Source organism: Stenotrophomonas maltophilia group sp. msm1 (genome assembly GCF_032025805.1).
Lineage (GTDB): Bacteria > Pseudomonadota > Gammaproteobacteria > Xanthomonadales > Xanthomonadaceae > Stenotrophomonas > Stenotrophomonas hibiscicola.
The window spans coordinates 990,359-1,008,406 of the sequence record NZ_JAVSKH010000002.1 but is presented as its reverse complement, the minus strand read 5'-3'; the positions used below and the strand labels follow the sequence as shown (position 1 = coordinate 1,008,406).

The window sequence follows — 18,048 nt, the reverse complement described above, 5'->3', positions numbered from 1 at the left end:
CATTCTCTTGAATGGGCATGCAACAGTGGGTTCAGCGCATTGCACGCAGGCCCAGCAGGCCACGGCGCTTGAACCACCACTCCAGCGGCAGCGTCACCAACGGCGGGATGGCCGCCAGCAGGGCCAGGGCACTGGCCCACCACGGCCAGCGCAGTCGTACCGCCGCGAACAGCGTGACTGCCACATAGAGCAGGAACGCCACGCCGTGCAGGGGTCCGAACAGCTTCACCAGCGCCACGTTGGCCATCGGGCCGTACTTCATCCACATGCCGATGAGCAGGCCGGCCCAGGTCACAGCCTCGATGAAAGCGACCGCGGCGAACAGGCGTCCGGTCGGGTGCATGGGGGAAGGTTGGGTCACGCGGGGCTCCGGCAGCGGGGTATCAAATGCGAATGATACGCAGATGCACGCCGCGGCAGGTAGCGCCGGGCCATGCCCGGCGGGCGCACCGTCATCAGCAACACGGCGTGTCCACCAAGGTGGACACCTACCGAAGCACATCCGGCAGCACCTGCTCTCCAATTTCGCGCAACACCGCGTCCATCGGCCTCCCGTTGTCGACCAGGTTGAACATCACGTGCCCCACGCCCTGCGCATGCACGCGCAGCAGGTAGTCACGCAAGCCGTCGCGGCCGACCTTCAGGCCCAGTGGCAGCGGCTCGGGCGGTGCCTGCGGATCGGCCTGCAGATCCAGCAGCATCGACTGCACGAACGGCTTGCCTGGCCCAGCGCCTTGCGCCTGCGCCTGTTGCCACAGGCCGATGCGTCCTTCCTGCGCGGCCTCTTCGCGGTGATAGGTGGCCCAGCCTTCGGCTTCGCGTGCGATCCACTGCAGGCTCTGCCGCGCAGTGCCCACCACCAGCATCGGAATGCGCATGGCCGGGGCCGGCAGTACGTCGAAGCCACCGGTGGCTTGCACTACCGCGACCCTTTCTTCGGACTCCGGTGACAACGCCGCGCGCAGCAAGGTCCAGCGTTCGCGGAACGTCGCCGCCCTGCCCTGCAGATCCTCGCCGAATGCGGCGAACTCTTCCGGCCGATCGCCAGACCCGAGGCCCAGCACGAAGCGGCCGTCGCTGATCCGGTCCAGGCTCAAGGCCGACTTCGCCACCTGCAGCGGATGGCGCAATGGCAGCACGATGGCCGCGCTGCCGACCACGATGCGCTCGGTCGCCGCAGCCAGCATGCCCAGCCACAGGAACGGGTCGTCCAACGCGCTCGTTGTCGCGTCCGGACCCTGCGGCACCATCAGCGGCACGTCGCGCGTCCACAACGCGGCAAAGCCCAGGTCATCGGCCAGTCGCGCGATACGTCGCGCCTCACGCGGATCGGCCAACCCATGCGACGCCACGGGCGTCATCAGGCCCAGGCTCAGACCCTGCTGCGGAAACAAGGCAGCGTACGCGGGATTGAAATCACTCATGCCGCCAGCTTAGCGTGAAGGCCTGCGGCAACAATGACGCGCCGCCCACCACCGGAAGAGCACTGCATGCCGACGATCCGCCCCGCCCACGTCGATGACCTGCCCGCGATCAGCACGGTGTGCCTGGCTGCCTTCACTGCGGCGGTCGCACCTTCGCTAAGCGCGGCCGGCATCGCCACCTTCGGCAGCGTCGCCGCGGCCGAAGCGTTCGGCGCGCGCCTACACGGCGACAACCACATCCTGGTGGCCGAGCAGGACGGCCGCGTCGTCGGCGTGATCGAACTGAAGGAAGGCCGGCACCTGGCGATGCTGTTCGTCGATCCCAGCTACCAGGGCCAAGGCATCGGCCATGCTTTGTTCGACGCGGTGCTCCCGCAGGTGCGCGAGCCGGTCCTGACCGTGCGCGCCTCACTCAATGCAGTGCCAACCTACCTGCGCTATGGCTTCGTGCTGGACGGCGACGTCGGCGAGTTCAATGGGCTGGTGTATCAGCAGATGGTGCGGGCAGCGGCCTGAAGGCATCCGCCGGCCAATGCCCGGCGGGCGTCATGCCCTGCGGCACGCCCGTCATAAGCAAACTGAATCAGCAGGCTCCCCGGCCGTTCCTACAATGGCCTGTCACCCTGCCCTTCGAGATGCTGCCGATGCGCGTCGCGCTTTCTATGTTGCTGCTGGCTTCGGCGCTGAGCGCCTGCACCCCGGCCCCGGTGTCCATCGCCAACTCCGCCGAGGTGCCCGCGCCGGCCAAGGCAATCGCCTGGCGCCAGGGCGATGTCGATGATGCCTTCGCCGAGGCCGCCGACAGCGGCAAGCCGGTGCTGCTGTACTGGGGCGCCGTCTGGTGCCCACCGTGCAACCAGCTCAAGGCGGGCCTGTTCAAGGACCCGGCCTTCATCGCGCTGACCAGCAAATTCGTTCCCGTCTACTTGGATGGCGACGAGGAAGGTGCGCAGGCCTGGGGCGAACGCTTCGGCGTACGCGGCTATCCCACCCTGATCGTGCTGGACCCACAGCGCAATGAACTGACCCGCGTGGCCGGCGGCAACGACGCGGCCGAATTGACCCGTGCGCTGACCGTCGCGGCCGGGCGCCGCAGCGCCATCGCCGCCACCCTGGCAACGGCACTGGCCACGCCGGACAAGCTGGCCGCCGAAGACTGGCAGGTGCTGGGCGACTACGGCTGGGAAGTCGACGCCAACCGACTGGCCGGCGAGCGCAGGAGCCAGGATGTGCTGCACCAGTTGTCCAAGGCGGCACCGGATGCCGCCCTGCAGCGTCGCTTCGCTCTGCTTGCCTTGGCAACGGCCGAAAAACCCGATGCCTCGCCCACCGAAGTACGTGAGCTGCTGCAGGCGGTGCTGGCACAACCGGCGGAAGTGCGCCGCAACCGTGAGTTGCTGGGCTATGCGGGCGTGCAGCTGGTCAAGCAGGCCAGTGCCGGGCCGGCCACCAGCAACACGCTGGGACAGCAGCTGCTGGTGGCATTGGAGCGGGCAGACGCCGAGCGCGGCGACCGCGCCGACGACGCATTGTCGCGCGCACTGACGGAAGTATCGCTGGCCCGCCAGCAGCAGCCGAAGGGCGCACTGCCCGCGGCGCTGGTTGAGCGGGTCAAGCAGCGGGTGGCCGCTGCCGATGCGGCCGCCACCGATGCGCACGCACGCCAGGCGACGATCAGCAGCGCGGCGTACGCATTGCGCCAGGTCGGCGACGACGCAGGTGCCGAGGCGCTGTTGCTGGCGGAACTGAAGCGCAGCGAACAGCCGTACTACTACATGCCCGAGCTGGCCGAACTGGCAGAGCAGCGCGGCGACACCGCCGGTGCGCTGGAGTGGTTGAAGCGTGCCTACCACGGTGCGCAGGGCCCGGCCACCCGCGTGCAGTGGGGCGTGCTGTATGTGGAAGGCCTGCTGAAGCTGGCACCGGACGATGCACCACGCATCGAGCAGGCGACCGCCTCGCTGATCGCCGAGCTGGAGGCACAGCCGTCGGGCTACCACCAGCGCACCCGCCAACGCTTCGAGCGCCTGGCCGGGCAGTTGAAGGCGTGGAGCGGCAAGCACCAGGGCGCGGAGACGCTGGCGCGGTTGCAGCAGCGGATGCAGCAGGCGTGCGGGGAGCAGGTGGATGGTGCGTGCAAGGATTGGTTGAGTTGAGTTGATGAAGGCGCTGGCGGCTGGTTCGTCTGCCGGCGCTTTTGTTGATACGTGTGGGAGGGGGCGGGGGCCGCTGGCCAGGACACGCAAAAGCCCCTCCATGGTGCTCGATGGCGCCATCCTTGGCGCCAACGGTCCTGTCCAGCGGCCCCCGCCCCCTCCTGACAGTTTCCTGCGAGCGCGGGCAGCGCAACAGCGCGCCGGTGAGGATTCGAAAAGCGGGTCCTGGTAGTGCCGGCCGCTGGCCGGCAACCCGACCTTGCCGGCATGCCGGCCAGCGGCCGGCACTACCATTTCGCTCGTGCTGTCCTGCAGGAAGAATCAAAGCGATGAACGCGCACGCACCTCAATCCCGCCCCTTGACCTCAACCAATGTTGAGGTGCGATAACAGTCTCCCCACGGCCAGCCCTCTGGCCTTCCCCACGGAGATTGCTTCGATGTCGTACTCGCTTCCCCCGCTCCCCTACGCCTACGACGCCCTTGAGCCGCATTTCGATGCGCGCACGATGGACATCCACCACAGCAAGCACCACCAGGCCTACGTCAACAACCTCAACGCCGCCATCGAGCAGGCCGGCATCGCCGAGCAGCCGGTCGAGGCGCTGATCGCCAACCTCGATGCCGTGCCCGAGGCGCAGCGCGGCGCCATCCGCAACAACGGCGGCGGCCACGCCAACCACAGCCTGTTCTGGACCGTGCTCAGCACCAACGGTGGTGCACCCGATGACGAACTGGCCGCCGCCATCGACCGTGACCTCGGCGGTTTCGATGCTTTCAAGGAGGCCTTCACCAAGGCGGCGCAGACCCGCTTCGGCAGCGGCTGGGCCTGGCTGACCAGCGATCGCGATGGTCGCCTGCAGGTGGAAAGCAGCGCCAACCAGGACAGCCCGCTGATGGGTGCAGCCGTGGGCCTGTCCGGCAACAGCCCGATCCTCGCACTGGATGTCTGGGAACACGCCTACTACCTGCACTACCAGAACCGTCGCCCGGACTACATCGGTGCGTTCTTCAACATCATCAACTGGGCCGAGGTCGGCCGGCGCTACCGCCAGGCCAGGGCCTCATGAGCGGCGAGACACTGCCGTACGCCGGGCCGTGGGCGGGGGTGTTCCCCGCCCCGGCCCCTGTGCCGTCGGTCGAGATGCCGCCGCGTGCCCTGCGGCGGCTGCTCGGCCACTTTCCTACCGGCGTGGCCATCGTCTGCACGCGCGATGCGCAGGGCAAACCCATCGGCCTGACCATCAATTCGTTCGTGCCGGTGTCATTGCAGCCGCCGCTGGTGCTGTGGAACCTGGCGTTGCACGCGCAGAGCCTGTCCACCTTCCAGCGCGCCACCCGCTTTGCGATCAGCGTGCTGGCGGCCGACCAGGAAGCGCTGGCCCGGCGCTTTGCCGATCCGCAGGTGCGCAACCGCTTCGATGGCCTGGCATTGCTGGATGACTACGAGGACGCCCCACCGCGCATCGCCGGTGCGGTCGCCCATCTCACATGTACCCGCCACGCACAGTGGCCGGTGGGCGATCACCTGCTGCTGGCTGGCCGCATCATCGAAGTGCACGAGAACGGCGGCGCGCCGCTGCTGTTCCATCGTGGCCGCTTCCAGCCCGGCCCGGCCGAGCTGCTGGTGGAGGTGCGCTGATGAACATCGAAGCTCTGGAATGCATGCTTGCCGCCGGCAAGGACGGCGCGCTGCTGCGCTTCGGCCTGGGCAAGGGCTGGCTGGATGCCGGCAACCCGGTACGCGCGGCAACCCACCTGGGCCGCTGCGTGGTGCTTGATCCGCAGTACTCGGCAGCCTGGAAGCTGCTGGGCAAAGCCTGGCTGGCCAGTGGCCAGCCACAGGCGGCCCGTGAGGCATGGCAGCGCGGCTTGAGCGTGGCCGGCAGCAAGGGCGACCAGCAGGCATGCAAGGAAATGCAGGTGTTCCTGCGACGCCTCGACCGCGAGCAGGCCGCCCCGGCGAAGGCGGGCTGAGTCGATCAGCCCGCGTTGGCCGATGCCGGTGCGGACATGATGTCCGGCATCGGCAGGCGGCGCGGCTTGCTCGGGAATGCGTGGCGCAGGATGCGCCAGACCACCTGGCCGAACTGGCGCGGCAGCGAGCCGTTGTTGTAGTGCTGGCCGTAGCGGCGGCAGATGTCCTTCACTTCCTTGGCGATGGCCGCATAGCGGTTGGCCGGCAGATCCGGGTAGAAATGGTGCTCGATCTGGTGGCTGAGGTTGCCGGACAGCACATTGATCAGGAAGCCGCCGCTGATGTTGGACGAACCGCGCAGCTGGCGCAGGTACCAGTGACCGCGCGATTCATTGCGCAGGCATTCCTTCGGGAAGGTTTCCGACTCGGCGGTGAAGTGGCCGCAGAAGATGATCACGTAGGTCCAGATGTTGCGCAGGCCGTTGGCCACCAGGTTGCCCAGCATCACGGTGAGGAAGAACGGGCCGGCCAGCAGCGGAAAGAACACGTAGTCCTTCAGCACCTGGCGAGCCATTTTCCGCGCCACCGGGCGGGTCTGCATCCACATCGCACGGCCACTGATGCGGCCCTTCAGCCAACGGCCCAGGCGCAGGTCCTGCGCGGCCACGCCCCACTGGAACAGCAGCGCGAAGATCGGCGCGATGATCGGCTGCAGCAGGTAGAACGGCTTCCAGCGCTGTTCCGGGAAGATGCGCAGCAGGCCGTAGCCGATGTCATCGTCCATGCCACGCACGTTGGTATAGGTGTGGTGGCGGAAATTGTGGGTCTTGCGCCAGTTGTCGGCGGTGGCAACGATATCCCACTCGTAGGTGTTGCCATTGAGCTTGGGGTCGCCGGTCCAGTCGAACTGGCCGTGCATGACGTTGTGGCCCAGCTCCATGTTCTCCAGGATCTTCGACAACGCCAGCAGCAGCGTGCCAGTGATCGCGGCCGGCCACAGCAGCGGCATCCAGAACAGCGGCGAGAATGCTGCCAGGAACAGCAGGCCACGGCCACCCACGCCGAACCATCGCACGGCGGCAGCCACACGGCGGATGTAGCGGGTATCGGAGGCGCCGAGGCTGCCGATCACACGGTCGCGGATCGCATCGAGTTCCTCACCGAAGGCATGCATCTCGGCGGTGCTCAGGGCACGGTCGGTAGCGCGGGTCATGGCAGGCGTCCTCAGAGATCCAGAGTCAGGTCGGTGGTCGGTGCGCTCACGCAGATCCGCACCGGCTGTGCCGATTCGGACTGCAGGTCGCCGGTGCGAAGGTGGCGGGTGGCGCCACTGACGCGATCACAGGTGCAGGTGTTGCAGATGCCCATGCGGCAACCGTGCTTGGGCTTGATGCCATGCGCTTCCAGGCTTTCCAGCAGCGAGCGGCCTCGCGGCACGCTCAGCTGGCGGCCACTGCGCGCAAGCGTCAGCGACACCTCGCCTTCGCTGCTGGCATCGCGCAGTGGCGCCGGCGGGGTGAAGGCTTCGGCCTGGAAGCCAGCCACCTGGTGCGCCAGGCGTTCACGCGCAGCGGCAACGAAGCCATCCGGACCGCAGGCCAACACATGTCGCTGCGCCAGCGGCGTGTCATCGCCGGCCACCTGCAGATCATGGGTATCGATGCGCGCGGCCGGCGCCTCACCCTCGCGGGTGGTCAGCAGATGCACGCGCAGGTTCGGATGTGCCGCGGCCAGCGCCTGCAGTTCATCACGGAACTGCAGATGGGCGGCGGTGCGCTCCCAATAGAACAGGTCCACCGGTGCTGCCAGCGGGCGCTGGCAGGCGTCGCGCAACAGGCTGCGCATCGGCGTGATGCCACTGCCGGCAGCCAGCAGCAGCACCGGCGCCGCGGCCGGCAACTGGAACTCGCCGAAGGCGGCATCGAGGCGGAACAGTTCGCCCGGCTGTGCATGGTTTACCAGATGCTGGCTGACCCGGCCGCCATCGATCGCCTTGACGGTGATCGCCAGCTCGCGCCGACCCAGTGCGGTAGGGCTGTAGCTGCGCTGCCACAGGCGCCCCTCAATCTCGACGCCCAGGGTGACGTGCTGGCCGGCGCGCATGCCGGCCCAGTGCCGGTTGGTGCGCAGGACCAGGGTTGCCGCGCCCACGCCAGCCGGCTCGCGCCGGACCAGTCGGGCCACCGGCTCGCGCAGGGTCCACAGGGGATTGAGCTGGCCGGCCCAGAAATCGAACAGCGACGGCGAGACCCAGCGGTACGGAGAGAACAGGGACGGACGGACGACAGCGCTCATGGGCGCACTATACGGGCGCACATACACCTGTGTATACATGTGTATATTGAACCGGATTGGGTATGATTCAGCCTCGCCCCACCGGAACCCCCATGGCCGCCGCCACCGCCTTGTCGACGCCTGAAGATGCCAACAGCCCGGCCCGCCGTACGGTGAGCCGCGAGGATCTGCTGGCCGCCGCCCTGAAGCTGATCGGGCCACACCGCAGCCTGTCCACGCTCAGCCTGCGCGAAGTGGCACGTGAGGCCGGCATTGCGCCGAACAGCTTCTACCGGCAGTTCCGCGACATGGACGAACTGGCCGTGGCGCTGATCGACGCCGCCGGCCGCTCGCTACGCACCATCATCGGCGAGGCCCGCCAGCGCGCCACGTCTACCGCCACCAGCGTGGTGCGCGTTTCCGTGGAGACCTTCATGGAACAGCTGCGCGCCGACGACAAGCTGCTGCACGTGCTGCTGCGCGAAGGCGCGGTCGGCTCGGACGACTTCAAGCATGCGGTCGAACGCGAACTGCACTATTTCGAAGAAGAGCTGCAGCACGACCTGGTGCGCCTGGCTGCACTGGACGGCGCCGTGCTGCATGCCCCCGAGCTGGTGGCCAAGGCCATCACCCGGCTGGTGTTCGCGATGGGTGCCACCGCCATGGACCTGCCGCCGGAGAAGGATCCGGAACTGGTCGAACAGATCTCCACGATGATCCGCATGATCATCGTCGGCGCCCGGACCCCCGCCGCATTCCGCCGCGGCTGACGATCCGACCGCGCCTACACGGCAACTCCATCCTATGGACATGACCACCGGCAGGGTTGCAGTCGTTTTATGTAATGTTATAACACATGCATGATCTGACTCGACTGGTACCCAAAGCGTAATTGCCTCAGCCTCGTTATATAGCACTTGCTATATTAATAAGCCGCTGCTTTCATATGCGTCAGCCAAGTCGCCCTCGCCGCCTTTCTTCTCCCAAGGACGACGCCCTCATGCCCGTTGCCACGCCCCTCTTCCATCGGCTGCCCCTGGCCGCCGCCATTGCCCTGACCGTGCCGCTGCCTGCACTGGCCGCCACCTCGAAGCCCACCGAGCTGGACCGCGTGCAGGTCAAGGTCAGCACCGCCACCCGCAGCGAACGCCTGCTATCCGATGTCCCGATCCGCACCGAAGTGCTGCGCAAGGAAGACATCGCGCTGCGCGCGGCCACCGACTTCTCGCGCGCCGCCGAGCTGATCAACGGCCTGCGCGTGGAAAGCAACTGCCAGAACTGCAACACCAGCGAAGTGCAGCTGCTGGGCCTGCCCGGTGCCTACAACCAGCTGTTGTTCGATGGCATCCCGCTGTTGTCCACGCTGGGCAGCGTGTACGGCCTGGAACAGATCCCGGCCGGGTTCGTCGACCGCATCGAAGTGGTCAAGGGCGGCGGCTCGGCGCTGTACGGCCCGGGTGCGGTGGCCGGTGTGATCAACCTGATTCCGCCGCTGCCGGCGCGCAGCGGCGGCCATGTGCAGGCCGGCGTGGATGTCCTGAAGGGCACACCGCAGAAGAATGCCGACGTGCGCCTGGACCTGGTGGCGAAAGATGCCGACGCCGGGCTTTCAGTGATTGCCCAGCGCAACTGGAACAGCGGCATCGACTACAACGGTGACGGCTACACCGAGATCACCCGCAAGAACCTCAAGGTCGGCGGGCTGCAGGCCTGGTACGCGCCCACGCCGGGAACGCGGCTGCGCCTGGACCTGCAGGTGACCGATGAAACCCGCCGCGGCGGCAATCGCCTGGACCAGCCCGAATACCTGGCCAACATCGCCGAATCGCTGGATACGAAATACCGCCGCGGCAGCGTGTCGTGGGACCAGGAAGTCAATGCCGACGTCGATTTCCGCCTGGCCTACGCCTTCGCCGACATTGACCGCGGCAGCTTCTATGGCGGTCTGGGCGACGTCGTTACCGATCCGTCCGCGCCCGGCTATGACCCGTCGCAGCTGGATCCCAACGTGGCCGGCAGCGCGGCCTCGCGTTCGTGGCGCCAGTACGGCCGCACCCACAACCCGCTGCACTACATCGACAGCCAGTTGAACTGGCGGTTGGGTGCGCACGCGCTGGCCTTCGGCGTGCAGTACAAGCACGAGGCGCTGCGCGACGACAACCGCACCGGTGACGGCCAGCGTCTTGCGGTATTGGAGGATGCGACCTTCCACAACCTGGGCGCCTTCATCCAGGACGAGTGGAGCCTGCGCGACAACGTCGACCTGGTACTGGGCGCACGCGTGGACAAGAGCTCGGAACTGGACAGCGCGGTGTTCTCGCCGCGCATCGCCTTGGCCTGGCAGGCCACGCCCAACCTGAAATGGCGCGCCGGCATCGCCACCGGCTTCCGTGCGCCGGAGATCTTCGTCGAGGACGTGCACGTCGATACGCTGGGTGGCGAGCAGGTGCGCGTGCGCAACACCGATGGCCTGAAGGAAGAGCGCGCGTTGACCACCCTGTTCGGCTTCGACTGGCGCTCGGACCCGGCCAATCCAGTGTGGAGCTGGGATGCTACCGCCTCCTATGCACGCATCCGCGACACCTTCGCGCTGGGCGAGATCCAGCGCGACGATGACGGACAACTGAGCCAGCTGCGCTACAACGCCTCCGGCTCCAACGTGCTGGGGGCGGAAACCAACCTCGGCTGGCAGCCGTCGCCGCAGTGGCGCCTGACCGCCGGTGCCTCGTGGTACCGCTCGCGCTTCCGCGAACCGCAGCGCATCTTCGACGACAGCGGCGATGGTGGCGACACCGTGATCGAAAGCCGCGACTACCTGAAGACACCGCGCTGGACCGGCCTGGCCCAGCTCAGCTGGATGCCCGCCGAGCCCTGGGAAACCTTCGTCGCGCTGCGCCACACCGGGCCGATGTCGGTGCTGAACAACCGGTTGGGCGAGCTGCACCGTACGCGTTCCTTCCTGGTCACCGATCTTGGTGCTCGCTGGCACCGCCATCTGGGCGCGCAGGCGCAGCAGGAAGTGTCGGTGGCCGCGGGTGTCAAGAACGTGTTCGATCAGCGCCAGAAAGATCTGGAAGTGGGCGCGCTGCGTGACAGCGACTATGTCTACGGGCCGCGCTTCGCGCGTTCGTGGTACGTCAACCTGCGCTATGCGTTCTGAAGCTCTGCGAGCGTTGTTGCTGGCCTGTGCCGTGCTGCTGGCTGCACCGGCGATGGCTGCGGACCTGCACGCGCAGGTCTCGGCCTCGCTGATGCGGCCGGAACAGCGCTCGCTGCGACCGATGCAATGGACACAGCCGCCGAAACTGGTGGCGCTGTACTTCGGTGCCGACTGGTGCGCACCGTGCCATGCGTTCGTACCCACGCTGCGCAGCGTACGCGACATGTTGCGCGAGGCCGGGGCCGATACCGAAGTGGTCTACATCAGCCTGGATGAGAGCGAGGCCGCGCTTCGCCGCTACATGCACGCGCAGGACATGCCGTGGCCGGTGCTTGACCCGCGCCGCGCTGCGCGCATGCCGGCCCTGCAGGCATTGGCCGGGCTGGCACCGCCGAATCTGATACTGATCGATGCCGACGGCACAGTGCTGGCCAATGGCTGGCAAGGCCGGCGTTACCAAGGCCTGCAGCCGGTGTTGAAGGAATGGACGAAACGGGCGTGCGCGCAGGTACAGGCCCGCTGCCCGCCTGACCTGTAGCGTCGAGCCATGCTCGACGCATTCCATCACCGTGCGAACGGCAGCCGAGCATGGCTCGGCTCTACAAAAACCGGATCGCGCGAACGGCCGCCGGGCATGGCCCGGTGCTACCGATACGGCGCCTCGCCCTCGGCCTTGCGCACGAACGCCTCGAACAGCGCCAGCGTCTGCTCGCTCACATGGTGCTCGATACCCTCCGCATCACGCCGTGCCGTATCAGGGTCCACGCCCAGCGCCAGCAGGAAACGCTCCACGGTCTGGTGCCGCTGGCGGCTGGCATGGGCCAGCGCCTCGCCTTCCGGGGTCAGGAACACGCCGCGGTACGGTCGCTGCACCACCCAGCCATCGCGGGCCAGGCGCCGCAGCATCTTCGCCACGGTGGGCTGGGCCACGCCCAGGCGGGTGGCGATGTCGACCTGGCGGGCCTCGCCGCCGTCGGCCAGCAGGTCCGAGATCAGCTCGACATAGTCCTCCACCAGCTCCATCCGGTGCGCTTCGCGCACTTGCCGGAAGCTCTCGACCTGGCGCTCAGCCTCGATCAAGGGGGTGCTTTTCAGCGATGTCGAATCGTCGGTCTTGCCCACGCCTGCGCCTGTCCTTCCGGTCTACTCCGGGTTTGAAACTGAATTCTGGACCAGTAACGCGATAAAGACGATTGTTTCGCATTGCTAATTACTATAGCAGGAGCTATATTCGGACCCATGAACACCCTGGCGCCCCACGACCCTTCGGCCTCCACCTCGGCCAGCCTGGGCGCACTCAATGCCTCGGTGGCGGTGCCCGACAAGGGTCACTGGTGGTTCCGCCTGCTGGCCTTCCTCGGCCCGGGTTACATGATCTCGGTCGGCTACATGGACCCGGGCAACTGGGCCACCGACCTCGCCGGCGGTTCGCGCTTCGGCTACCTGCTGCTGTCGGTCATCCTCATCTCCAACCTGATGGCGGTGATCCTGCAGGCGCTGTCGGCGCGGCTCGGCATCGCCACCGGCATGGACCTGGCGCAGGCCTGCCGCGCGCGCTACCCCAAGCCGGTGAACCTGGCGCTGTGGGCGCTGTGCGAGGCGGCGATCATCGCCTGCGACCTGGCCGAGGTGATCGGCACCGCGATCGCGCTGAAGCTGCTGTTCGACCTGCCACTGCTCTGGGGCGCGGTGTTCACTGCGCTGGATACGCTGCTGGTTCTGCTGCTGATGAACCGCGGCTTCCGTGCGCTGGAGGCCTTCGTGATCGCGCTGCTGATGGTGATCTTCGGCTGCTTCATGGTGCAGATCGCGCTGGCCGCACCGCCGGTGATGGACGTGCTGGGCGGATTCATTCCGCGCGCGCAGGTAGTGACTGATCCGCACGCGCTGTACATCGCCATCGGCATCATCGGCGCCACGGTGATGCCGCATAACCTGTACCTGCATTCTTCCATCGTGCAGACCCGCGCCTATCTGCGCACCGACGAGGGCCGTCGCAGCGCGCTGCGCTGGGCGGTGACCGACAGCACCCTCGCGCTGACGCTGGCACTGTTCATCAACGCCAGCATCCTGATCCTGGCGGCGGCGGTGTTCCATGCCAATGGCCGTTTCGATGTGGAAGACATCGAGCAGGCCCACCAGCTGCTGGCGCCGATGCTGGGCGTGGGCGCGGCGGCGACACTGTTTGCGATTGCCCTGCTGGCCTCGGGCCTGAATTCGACAGTGACCGCCACGCTGGCCGGCCAGATCGTGATGGAAGGCTTCCTGCACCTGCGCCTGCCGCCGTGGCTGCGTCGGCTGATCACGCGCGCACTGGCGATCATTCCAGTGGTGGTGGTGATCATGCTGTTCGGCGACCAGGGCGCGGTGAAGCTGCTGGTGCTGAGCCAGGTGGTGCTGTCGATGCAGCTGCCGTTCGCGATCATCCCCCTGGTGCGGATCGTGACCGACAAGGTGACGATGGGCGCCTTGGTCGCACCACGCTGGCTGGGCGCGATTGCCTGGGTGATCGCGCTGGTGATCGTGGTGCTGAACGTGAAGCTGCTGGTGGATACCTTCAGCGGAGCCTGACGCCAAAGCACGGACCCTGCCCCGGTAGATCCACGCCACGCGTGGATGCCCTTGTAGAGTCGAGCCATGCTCGACTCATCGCTCACCGCGCGAACGGCAGTCGAGCATGGGCTCGGCTCTACAAATGCAGCGCGATCGCGGCCTCGATCTGCTGCGGCGACTGGAACCCGGCCAGGCGCGTGCGTTCGTTACCGTCACGGAACAGGGACAGCGTCGGCGTCTGCCGCAGTCCCAGCTCCCTGAAGAACGCCTCACCCAGCACCTCCAGCTGCACGCGCAGCAGGGTCGTGCCCTGCCCCGCCACGCTGTTGGCCACGCGATGCAACGACATCTCCAGCATCCGGCAGCCCGGGCACTGGTCCTTGTGGAAATCCACCAGCACCCGCGGATGTTCGGCCAGCAGCTGCTGGAACTGCTCAGGCGTGGTGGCGTCGATGATCTGCATCGGTGTTGCTCCAGTAGTGGGCCAGGACCGTATCGGTCCAGGCGTCGATGGCTGCGGCGTGACGCTCGCCATGCGGCATCTGCTCGATCTCGAGCGGCGGATAGTCGCTGCGGAAATAGCGGATCAGCCGGTGCACGGCGCCGCAGTAGTACTCCTGCCCCCATTGCGTTTCGCCGGTACCGAACACCGCCAGCTGGCGTGGCTGCTGACCGTGCTCGGCAATGCCGGCCACCCACGCCTTCATCTCCGCTGGCGTGCGCCCGGCGTTGTCGGTCCAGCAGCCCAGCAGCACCAGGTCTGCCTCGTTGGGCGCCAATGGGGGGGGCTGACGCAGGTCATCGGCCTCCTGCCAGTGCACCGCATGACCTGCCGCGCGGCAGCGCTCGGCGATCTGCCGGCCGAGCTCACGGGTGTTGCCGCTCAAGGAGGCGACCACCATCAGGATGCTCAGCGCGGCGCCGGGCTCAGAGATCGTCGAAGCCGTTGTCGACGTTGGTCTTCTTGTAACTTGCATTGCGCATCTCGAAGAAGTCGGTCTTGGTCTCGGTGAAGTTGTCGGCGTAGGCCTTGATCCACGGCATCACGTTGTCGGTGGTGTCGCTGTACAGGCGCTCGATCCCGAGCATGCCGGCCATCTTGTTGGCGCGGTACTTCACGTAGCGCACCATCTCGTCCACGTCGATGCCATCGATGCCATCCAGCACCTCCGACGACCACTGCGTCTCAAGCTCGATGGCATGTTCGAATGACTGGTGCACATAGGCGGTCAACTCATTGGTCTGCAGCTCGGGGTTTTCACCGATGATGGCGCGGATCAGCTCGCTGATGAACTTGGTATGGGCCAGCTCGTCGCGATTGATGAAGCTGATGATCTTGCCGGTGCCGTTCATGCGGTTCTGCCGCACCATGTTGTAGAAGTAGGCGAAACCGGAATAGAAGTTGATGCCTTCCAGGATCGAGGACTGGATCAGCGACTTGAGCAGGGTCTCGGCGGTCTTCTCGCGCATGAAGTCGTCATACGCGCCCATGATCGGGGCATTGCGCTTGATGATGGTCGGGTGGGTGCGGGCGATCTCGAAGATCCGGTTCTGGTTCGGCAGGTCGGTGATCGAGGCCAGTACGTAGCTGTAGCTCTCGTTATGGATCACTTCCTGCTGGCCGATGATCGCCGCGTTGGCATGCGCGGCCGGATCAGTGATGTACTCGGCCACGTTGTAGATGAAGCGCGTCTGCGGTGAATCCAGCGTGGCCAGCAGGCCGATGATCGAGTCGTAAGCGTTCTTCTCGCGCCCGGACAGCTCTCCGTACTGGCGCGCATCCAGCTTCATGTCCACTTCGTCGGGAATCCAGAAGTTGGTCGACAGCTCCTTGTAGGCCCGATAGAAGGACGGATACGGGATATCGTTCCAGTTGAGGATGCCGCTGGTACGGCCGTTGATGATGCCGGTGCTGCGGTTGGGATGGCGCGGTTCGAGGATCTTGATGCGGTCGAGGGGAGTTGCCATGGTGTTACCTGCAGGGGGTAGCGCCGGGCCATGCCCGGCGGAATGTGCGACGGCCGCGCGATGCGCTCGCCGGGCGTGGCCCGGCGCTACCGTGGATGGTCAGCTGGCGCACCACTCGCATTCGCTGATGTCGATGTCGTTGGAGCGCACGTAGTAGGTGGTCTTCAGCCCTTCGCGCCAGGCCGTCAGATGCAGCTCCAGAAGCGTGCTGGCGCGGATGGTGCTGGGTACGTACAGGTTGAAACTGATCGACTGGTCGACATGGCGCTGGCGGCGGGCGTTCTGGCGCACGCTGGCGAACTGGTCGACCTTGTAGGCACCCTTCTCGTAGTACGGCCAGGTTTCCAGCGACAGGCCCGGCGCCGCCACCGGCCGCCGGAAGTCCTTCTTTTCCTCGTAGTAGAACGCGCTGTAGATCGGGTCGATCGAGGCCGTGGAGCCTGCAATCTGCGCGGTGCTCATGTTCGGCGCCACCGCCAGCAGCCAGCCGTTGCGCAGGCCGTGCGTGGCGACCTCGCGGGCCAGGCTGTCCCATGCGGCGCCAGTGTAGTCGCGGTCACGGAAGTAACGCCCGTTGTGCCAATCGCTGCCGGTGAACATCGGATAGCTGCCCTTCTCCTTCGCCAGCTGCGCGCTGGCCTGGATGGTCAGGAAGTTGATGCGCTCGTAGAGACGGTCGGCCAAATCCTCGGCATCCGGTGACTCCCACTGGATCGCCTGCTGCGCCAGCAGGTGGTGCCAACCGAACGTGCCCAGGCCGATGGCGCGGTACTTGCGGTTGGTGATGGTGGCCTGCGGCACCGGCAGCGCGTTGAGGTCAATCACGTTGTCGAGCATGCGCACCTGGATCGGGATCAGGCGCTCCAGCACATCGGTGGCCAGCAGGTCATCCGGCGCACTGATTGCCCGGCCGAGGTTGATCGAAGACAGATTGCAGACCACGAAGTCACCGGCGCGGCGCGTGGTGACGATCTGGTCGCCGCTGACGATCTCCTGGATCATCCGCGTCGGGCTCATGTTCTGCAGGATCTCGGTGCACAGGTTGCTGGAATAGATCATGCCCGCGTGCTTGTTGGGGTTCCGGCGGTTGACCTCGTCGCGGTAGAACAGGAACGGATTGCCGGTCTCCAACTGGCTGAGCATGATCCGCTTGAACAGATCGATCGCCTTCACCGTGCGGCGGCTGATGCGCTCGTCGGCCACCAGTTCGGCATAGCGGTCGCGGAAGCTGCCCGCGCCGCGCGTCTCATCGTAGAAGTCCTGCAGGTACCAGCCCTTGGCCTGCTTCACCTCGTGCGGGTCGAACAGGTACCAGTCGGCGCGGCGCTCGACCGCTTCCATGAACAGGTCGGGCACGCAGACCGAGGTGAACACATCGTGCGCGCGCAGGCGCTGGTCGCCGTTGTTCAGGCGCAGATCCAGGAAGGCCTCGATATCGCGATGCCAGATGTCCAGGTACACCGCCACCGCGCCCTTGCGCTGGCCAAGCTGGTCGACCGACACCGCGGTGTTGTTGAGCTGCTTGATCCACGGCACCACGCCGCCGGAGGAATTGGCCACGCCCCGTATCGGCGCGCCGCTGCTGCGCACATAGCCCAGGTAGGCGCCGACGCCGCCGCCGTGCTTGGACACGCGCGCGATATCGGTGTTGGAGTCATAGATGCCCTGCAGGCTGTCGTCCACCGTGTCGATGAAGCAGCTGGACAGCTGGCCGCCCACCTTGCCGGCATTTGCCAGCGTCGGCGTGGCCACGGTCATGTACAGGTTGGACAGCGCCCAGTACGCCTCGCCAACCAGCTGCATGCGGCGTTCGCGCGGCTTTTCCTCCTGCATCAGGTACAGCGCAATGGTCAGCCAGCGCTCCTGCGGCAGTTCATAGACCTCGCGGCTGCGGTCGCTGGCCAGATAGCGCGTGGCCAGCAGGTACAGGCCGTTGTAGGCGAACAGGCGGTCGCGTTCCGGATCGATCATCTCACCGGCCTGCTGCAGCTCTTCCTTGGAATAGCAGCGCAGGATGTCGTTGCTGTAGATGCCGCGGTCAGCCAGGCTTTCCTGCAGGCCTACGTAGGAGCCGTACTTCAGGCTGACATCGTAGAAGCGGTTGCGGCTGGCACGCTTGTACAGGCGGCGCAGGTAGATGCGCGCAGCGAACTGTTCCCACTCGGGCGCGACCAGGTCCACGCGCGATTCGGCCTCGCGGATCAACAGATCGACCAGGTCATCGGCGCTGAGGCTGGGCTTGCGCTCGACCATCGCCTGCACCACGCGGCGATAGTCGCTCACGTCCAGCTGCGGGAACTCGGCATGCACGGCGTCGATGCTGCGCTGCAGGCGCTCGGCCTCGAACGGCAGGCGGCGGTTGCCGGCCTCCTTGGTGATCCAGGTCGGCACGCGCTCGCCACCGGCGCGCAAGGCGTCGCCGGCGCCGGCCAGATCGGCCACGCGGAAGGTACTGTCGGTCATGGTGGTGAAACTCCAGGCTCGCACGCGCGTTGGCGGTCGATGCCATGGCGGCCCTGGACGCGATACCGGCGCACGGGGCGAACGGGTGGATTGCCAGGGCACGGGAACGTAGGTCGTCGGCATCTGCCTGCGCC

Annotated in this window: 18 protein-coding genes; 9 read left to right on the top strand and 9 right to left on the bottom strand. The window is 66.6% G+C overall.

All coding sequences use genetic code 11. The annotated features are described in order from the left end of the window. Window positions 1–31: 31 nt before the first annotated feature. A complete protein-coding gene (locus ROV95_RS12300; RefSeq protein WP_155030444.1) occupies window positions 32–343 on the bottom strand; it encodes a DUF3817 domain-containing protein in 312 nt (103 codons plus the stop codon). A 145-nt stretch (window positions 344–488) separates the two neighbouring features. Continuing rightward, window positions 489–1,424, bottom strand: coding sequence for a TIGR03571 family LLM class oxidoreductase (locus ROV95_RS12295; RefSeq protein WP_312544611.1), 936 nt, complete (start codon window positions 1,422–1,424; stop codon window positions 489–491). 66 nt (window positions 1,425–1,490) lie between these two features. On the opposite strand from ROV95_RS12295, the gene ROV95_RS12290 reads away from it, so the two are divergent. The 5 genes from ROV95_RS12290 (at window position 1,491) to ROV95_RS12270 (ending at window position 5,555) form a co-directional block, all read left to right on the top strand. Further along, window positions 1,491–1,940 (top strand): GNAT family N-acetyltransferase, encoded by a 450-nt coding sequence (locus ROV95_RS12290; RefSeq protein WP_111098083.1) that lies wholly within the window; start codon window positions 1,491–1,493, stop codon window positions 1,938–1,940. A 119-nt stretch (window positions 1,941–2,059) separates the two neighbouring features. Beyond that, entirely contained in the window at window positions 2,060–3,580 is a 1,521-nt protein-coding gene (locus tag ROV95_RS12285) for a thioredoxin family protein (RefSeq protein WP_312544609.1), read from the top strand. A gap of 438 nt (window positions 3,581–4,018) precedes the next feature. Continuing rightward, the gene (locus ROV95_RS12280; RefSeq protein ID WP_312544608.1) at window positions 4,019–4,648 is read left to right on the top strand and encodes a superoxide dismutase; all 630 of its coding nucleotides are present in this window, start codon (window positions 4,019–4,021) and stop codon (window positions 4,646–4,648) included. Beyond that, window positions 4,645–5,220 (top strand): flavin reductase family protein, encoded by a 576-nt coding sequence (locus ROV95_RS12275; protein ID WP_312544606.1) that lies wholly within the window; start codon window positions 4,645–4,647, stop codon window positions 5,218–5,220. The genes ROV95_RS12280 and ROV95_RS12275 overlap by 4 nt, the downstream gene beginning before the upstream one ends. After that, the gene (locus ROV95_RS12270; protein WP_061479860.1) at window positions 5,220–5,555 is read left to right on the top strand and encodes a tetratricopeptide repeat protein; all 336 of its coding nucleotides are present in this window, start codon (window positions 5,220–5,222) and stop codon (window positions 5,553–5,555) included. Before ROV95_RS12275 ends, ROV95_RS12270 begins: the two co-directional genes overlap by 1 nt. Window positions 5,556–5,560: 5 nt before the next feature. Here the strand turns inward: ROV95_RS12270 and ROV95_RS12265 are convergent, their stop codons facing one another. Together ROV95_RS12265 and ROV95_RS12260 are read right to left on the bottom strand one after the other, a co-directional pair. Beyond that, entirely contained in the window at window positions 5,561–6,709 is a 1,149-nt protein-coding gene (locus ROV95_RS12265) for an acyl-CoA desaturase (RefSeq protein WP_072167525.1), read from the bottom strand. 11 nt (window positions 6,710–6,720) lie between these two features. Then, window positions 6,721–7,791 carry a ferredoxin reductase gene (locus ROV95_RS12260; protein WP_312544602.1) on the bottom strand — a complete coding sequence of 357 codons (1,071 nt, stop codon included), beginning with the start codon at window positions 7,789–7,791 and terminating at the stop codon, window positions 6,721–6,723. Between the two features lie 92 nt (window positions 7,792–7,883). Between ROV95_RS12260 and fabR the strand changes: the two genes are divergently transcribed. From fabR to ROV95_RS12245, 3 genes are all read left to right on the top strand, one after another. Further along, window positions 7,884–8,540, top strand: coding sequence for an HTH-type transcriptional repressor FabR (fabR, locus tag ROV95_RS12255; protein ID WP_005409961.1), 657 nt, complete (start codon window positions 7,884–7,886; stop codon window positions 8,538–8,540). A gap of 230 nt (window positions 8,541–8,770) precedes the next feature. Beyond that, entirely contained in the window at window positions 8,771–10,930 is a 2,160-nt protein-coding gene (locus tag ROV95_RS12250; protein WP_312544601.1) for a TonB-dependent receptor, read from the top strand. After that, on the top strand, window positions 10,920–11,468 hold the full coding sequence (locus ROV95_RS12245; RefSeq protein WP_312544599.1) for a thioredoxin-like domain-containing protein: 549 nt from the start codon (window positions 10,920–10,922) through the stop codon (window positions 11,466–11,468). Before ROV95_RS12250 ends, ROV95_RS12245 begins: the two co-directional genes overlap by 11 nt. A gap of 107 nt (window positions 11,469–11,575) precedes the next feature. On the opposite strand, the gene mntR is transcribed toward ROV95_RS12245, so the two are convergent. Further along, window positions 11,576–12,052: a manganese-binding transcriptional regulator MntR gene (mntR, locus tag ROV95_RS12240; protein WP_021204264.1), complete on the bottom strand. Its 477-nt coding sequence runs from the start codon at window positions 12,050–12,052 to the stop codon at window positions 11,576–11,578. A gap of 117 nt (window positions 12,053–12,169) precedes the next feature. Between mntR and ROV95_RS12235 the strand changes: the two genes are divergently transcribed. Then, window positions 12,170–13,501, top strand: coding sequence for an Nramp family divalent metal transporter (locus ROV95_RS12235; RefSeq protein WP_312544596.1), 1,332 nt, complete (start codon window positions 12,170–12,172; stop codon window positions 13,499–13,501). Between the two features lie 118 nt (window positions 13,502–13,619). Here ROV95_RS12235 and ROV95_RS12230 read toward each other — a convergent pair whose 3' ends face one another. The 4 genes from ROV95_RS12230 to ROV95_RS12215 form a co-directional block, all read right to left on the bottom strand. Next, window positions 13,620–13,946, bottom strand: a complete 327-nt coding sequence (locus tag ROV95_RS12230) for a thioredoxin family protein (RefSeq protein WP_111098131.1) — start codon at window positions 13,944–13,946, stop codon at window positions 13,620–13,622. Further along, window positions 13,918–14,385, bottom strand: a complete 468-nt coding sequence (locus ROV95_RS12225) for a flavodoxin (RefSeq protein ID WP_312544594.1) — start codon at window positions 14,383–14,385, stop codon at window positions 13,918–13,920. Before ROV95_RS12225 ends, ROV95_RS12230 begins: the two co-directional genes overlap by 29 nt. Window positions 14,386–14,410: 25 nt before the next feature. Then, window positions 14,411–15,451: a ribonucleotide-diphosphate reductase subunit beta gene (locus tag ROV95_RS12220; protein ID WP_188250241.1), complete on the bottom strand. Its 1,041-nt coding sequence runs from the start codon at window positions 15,449–15,451 to the stop codon at window positions 14,411–14,413. Between the two features lie 99 nt (window positions 15,452–15,550). Continuing rightward, window positions 15,551–17,914, bottom strand: coding sequence for a ribonucleoside-diphosphate reductase subunit alpha (locus ROV95_RS12215; protein WP_312544592.1), 2,364 nt, complete (start codon window positions 17,912–17,914; stop codon window positions 15,551–15,553). Between the last annotated feature and the right edge of the window lie 134 nt (window positions 17,915–18,048).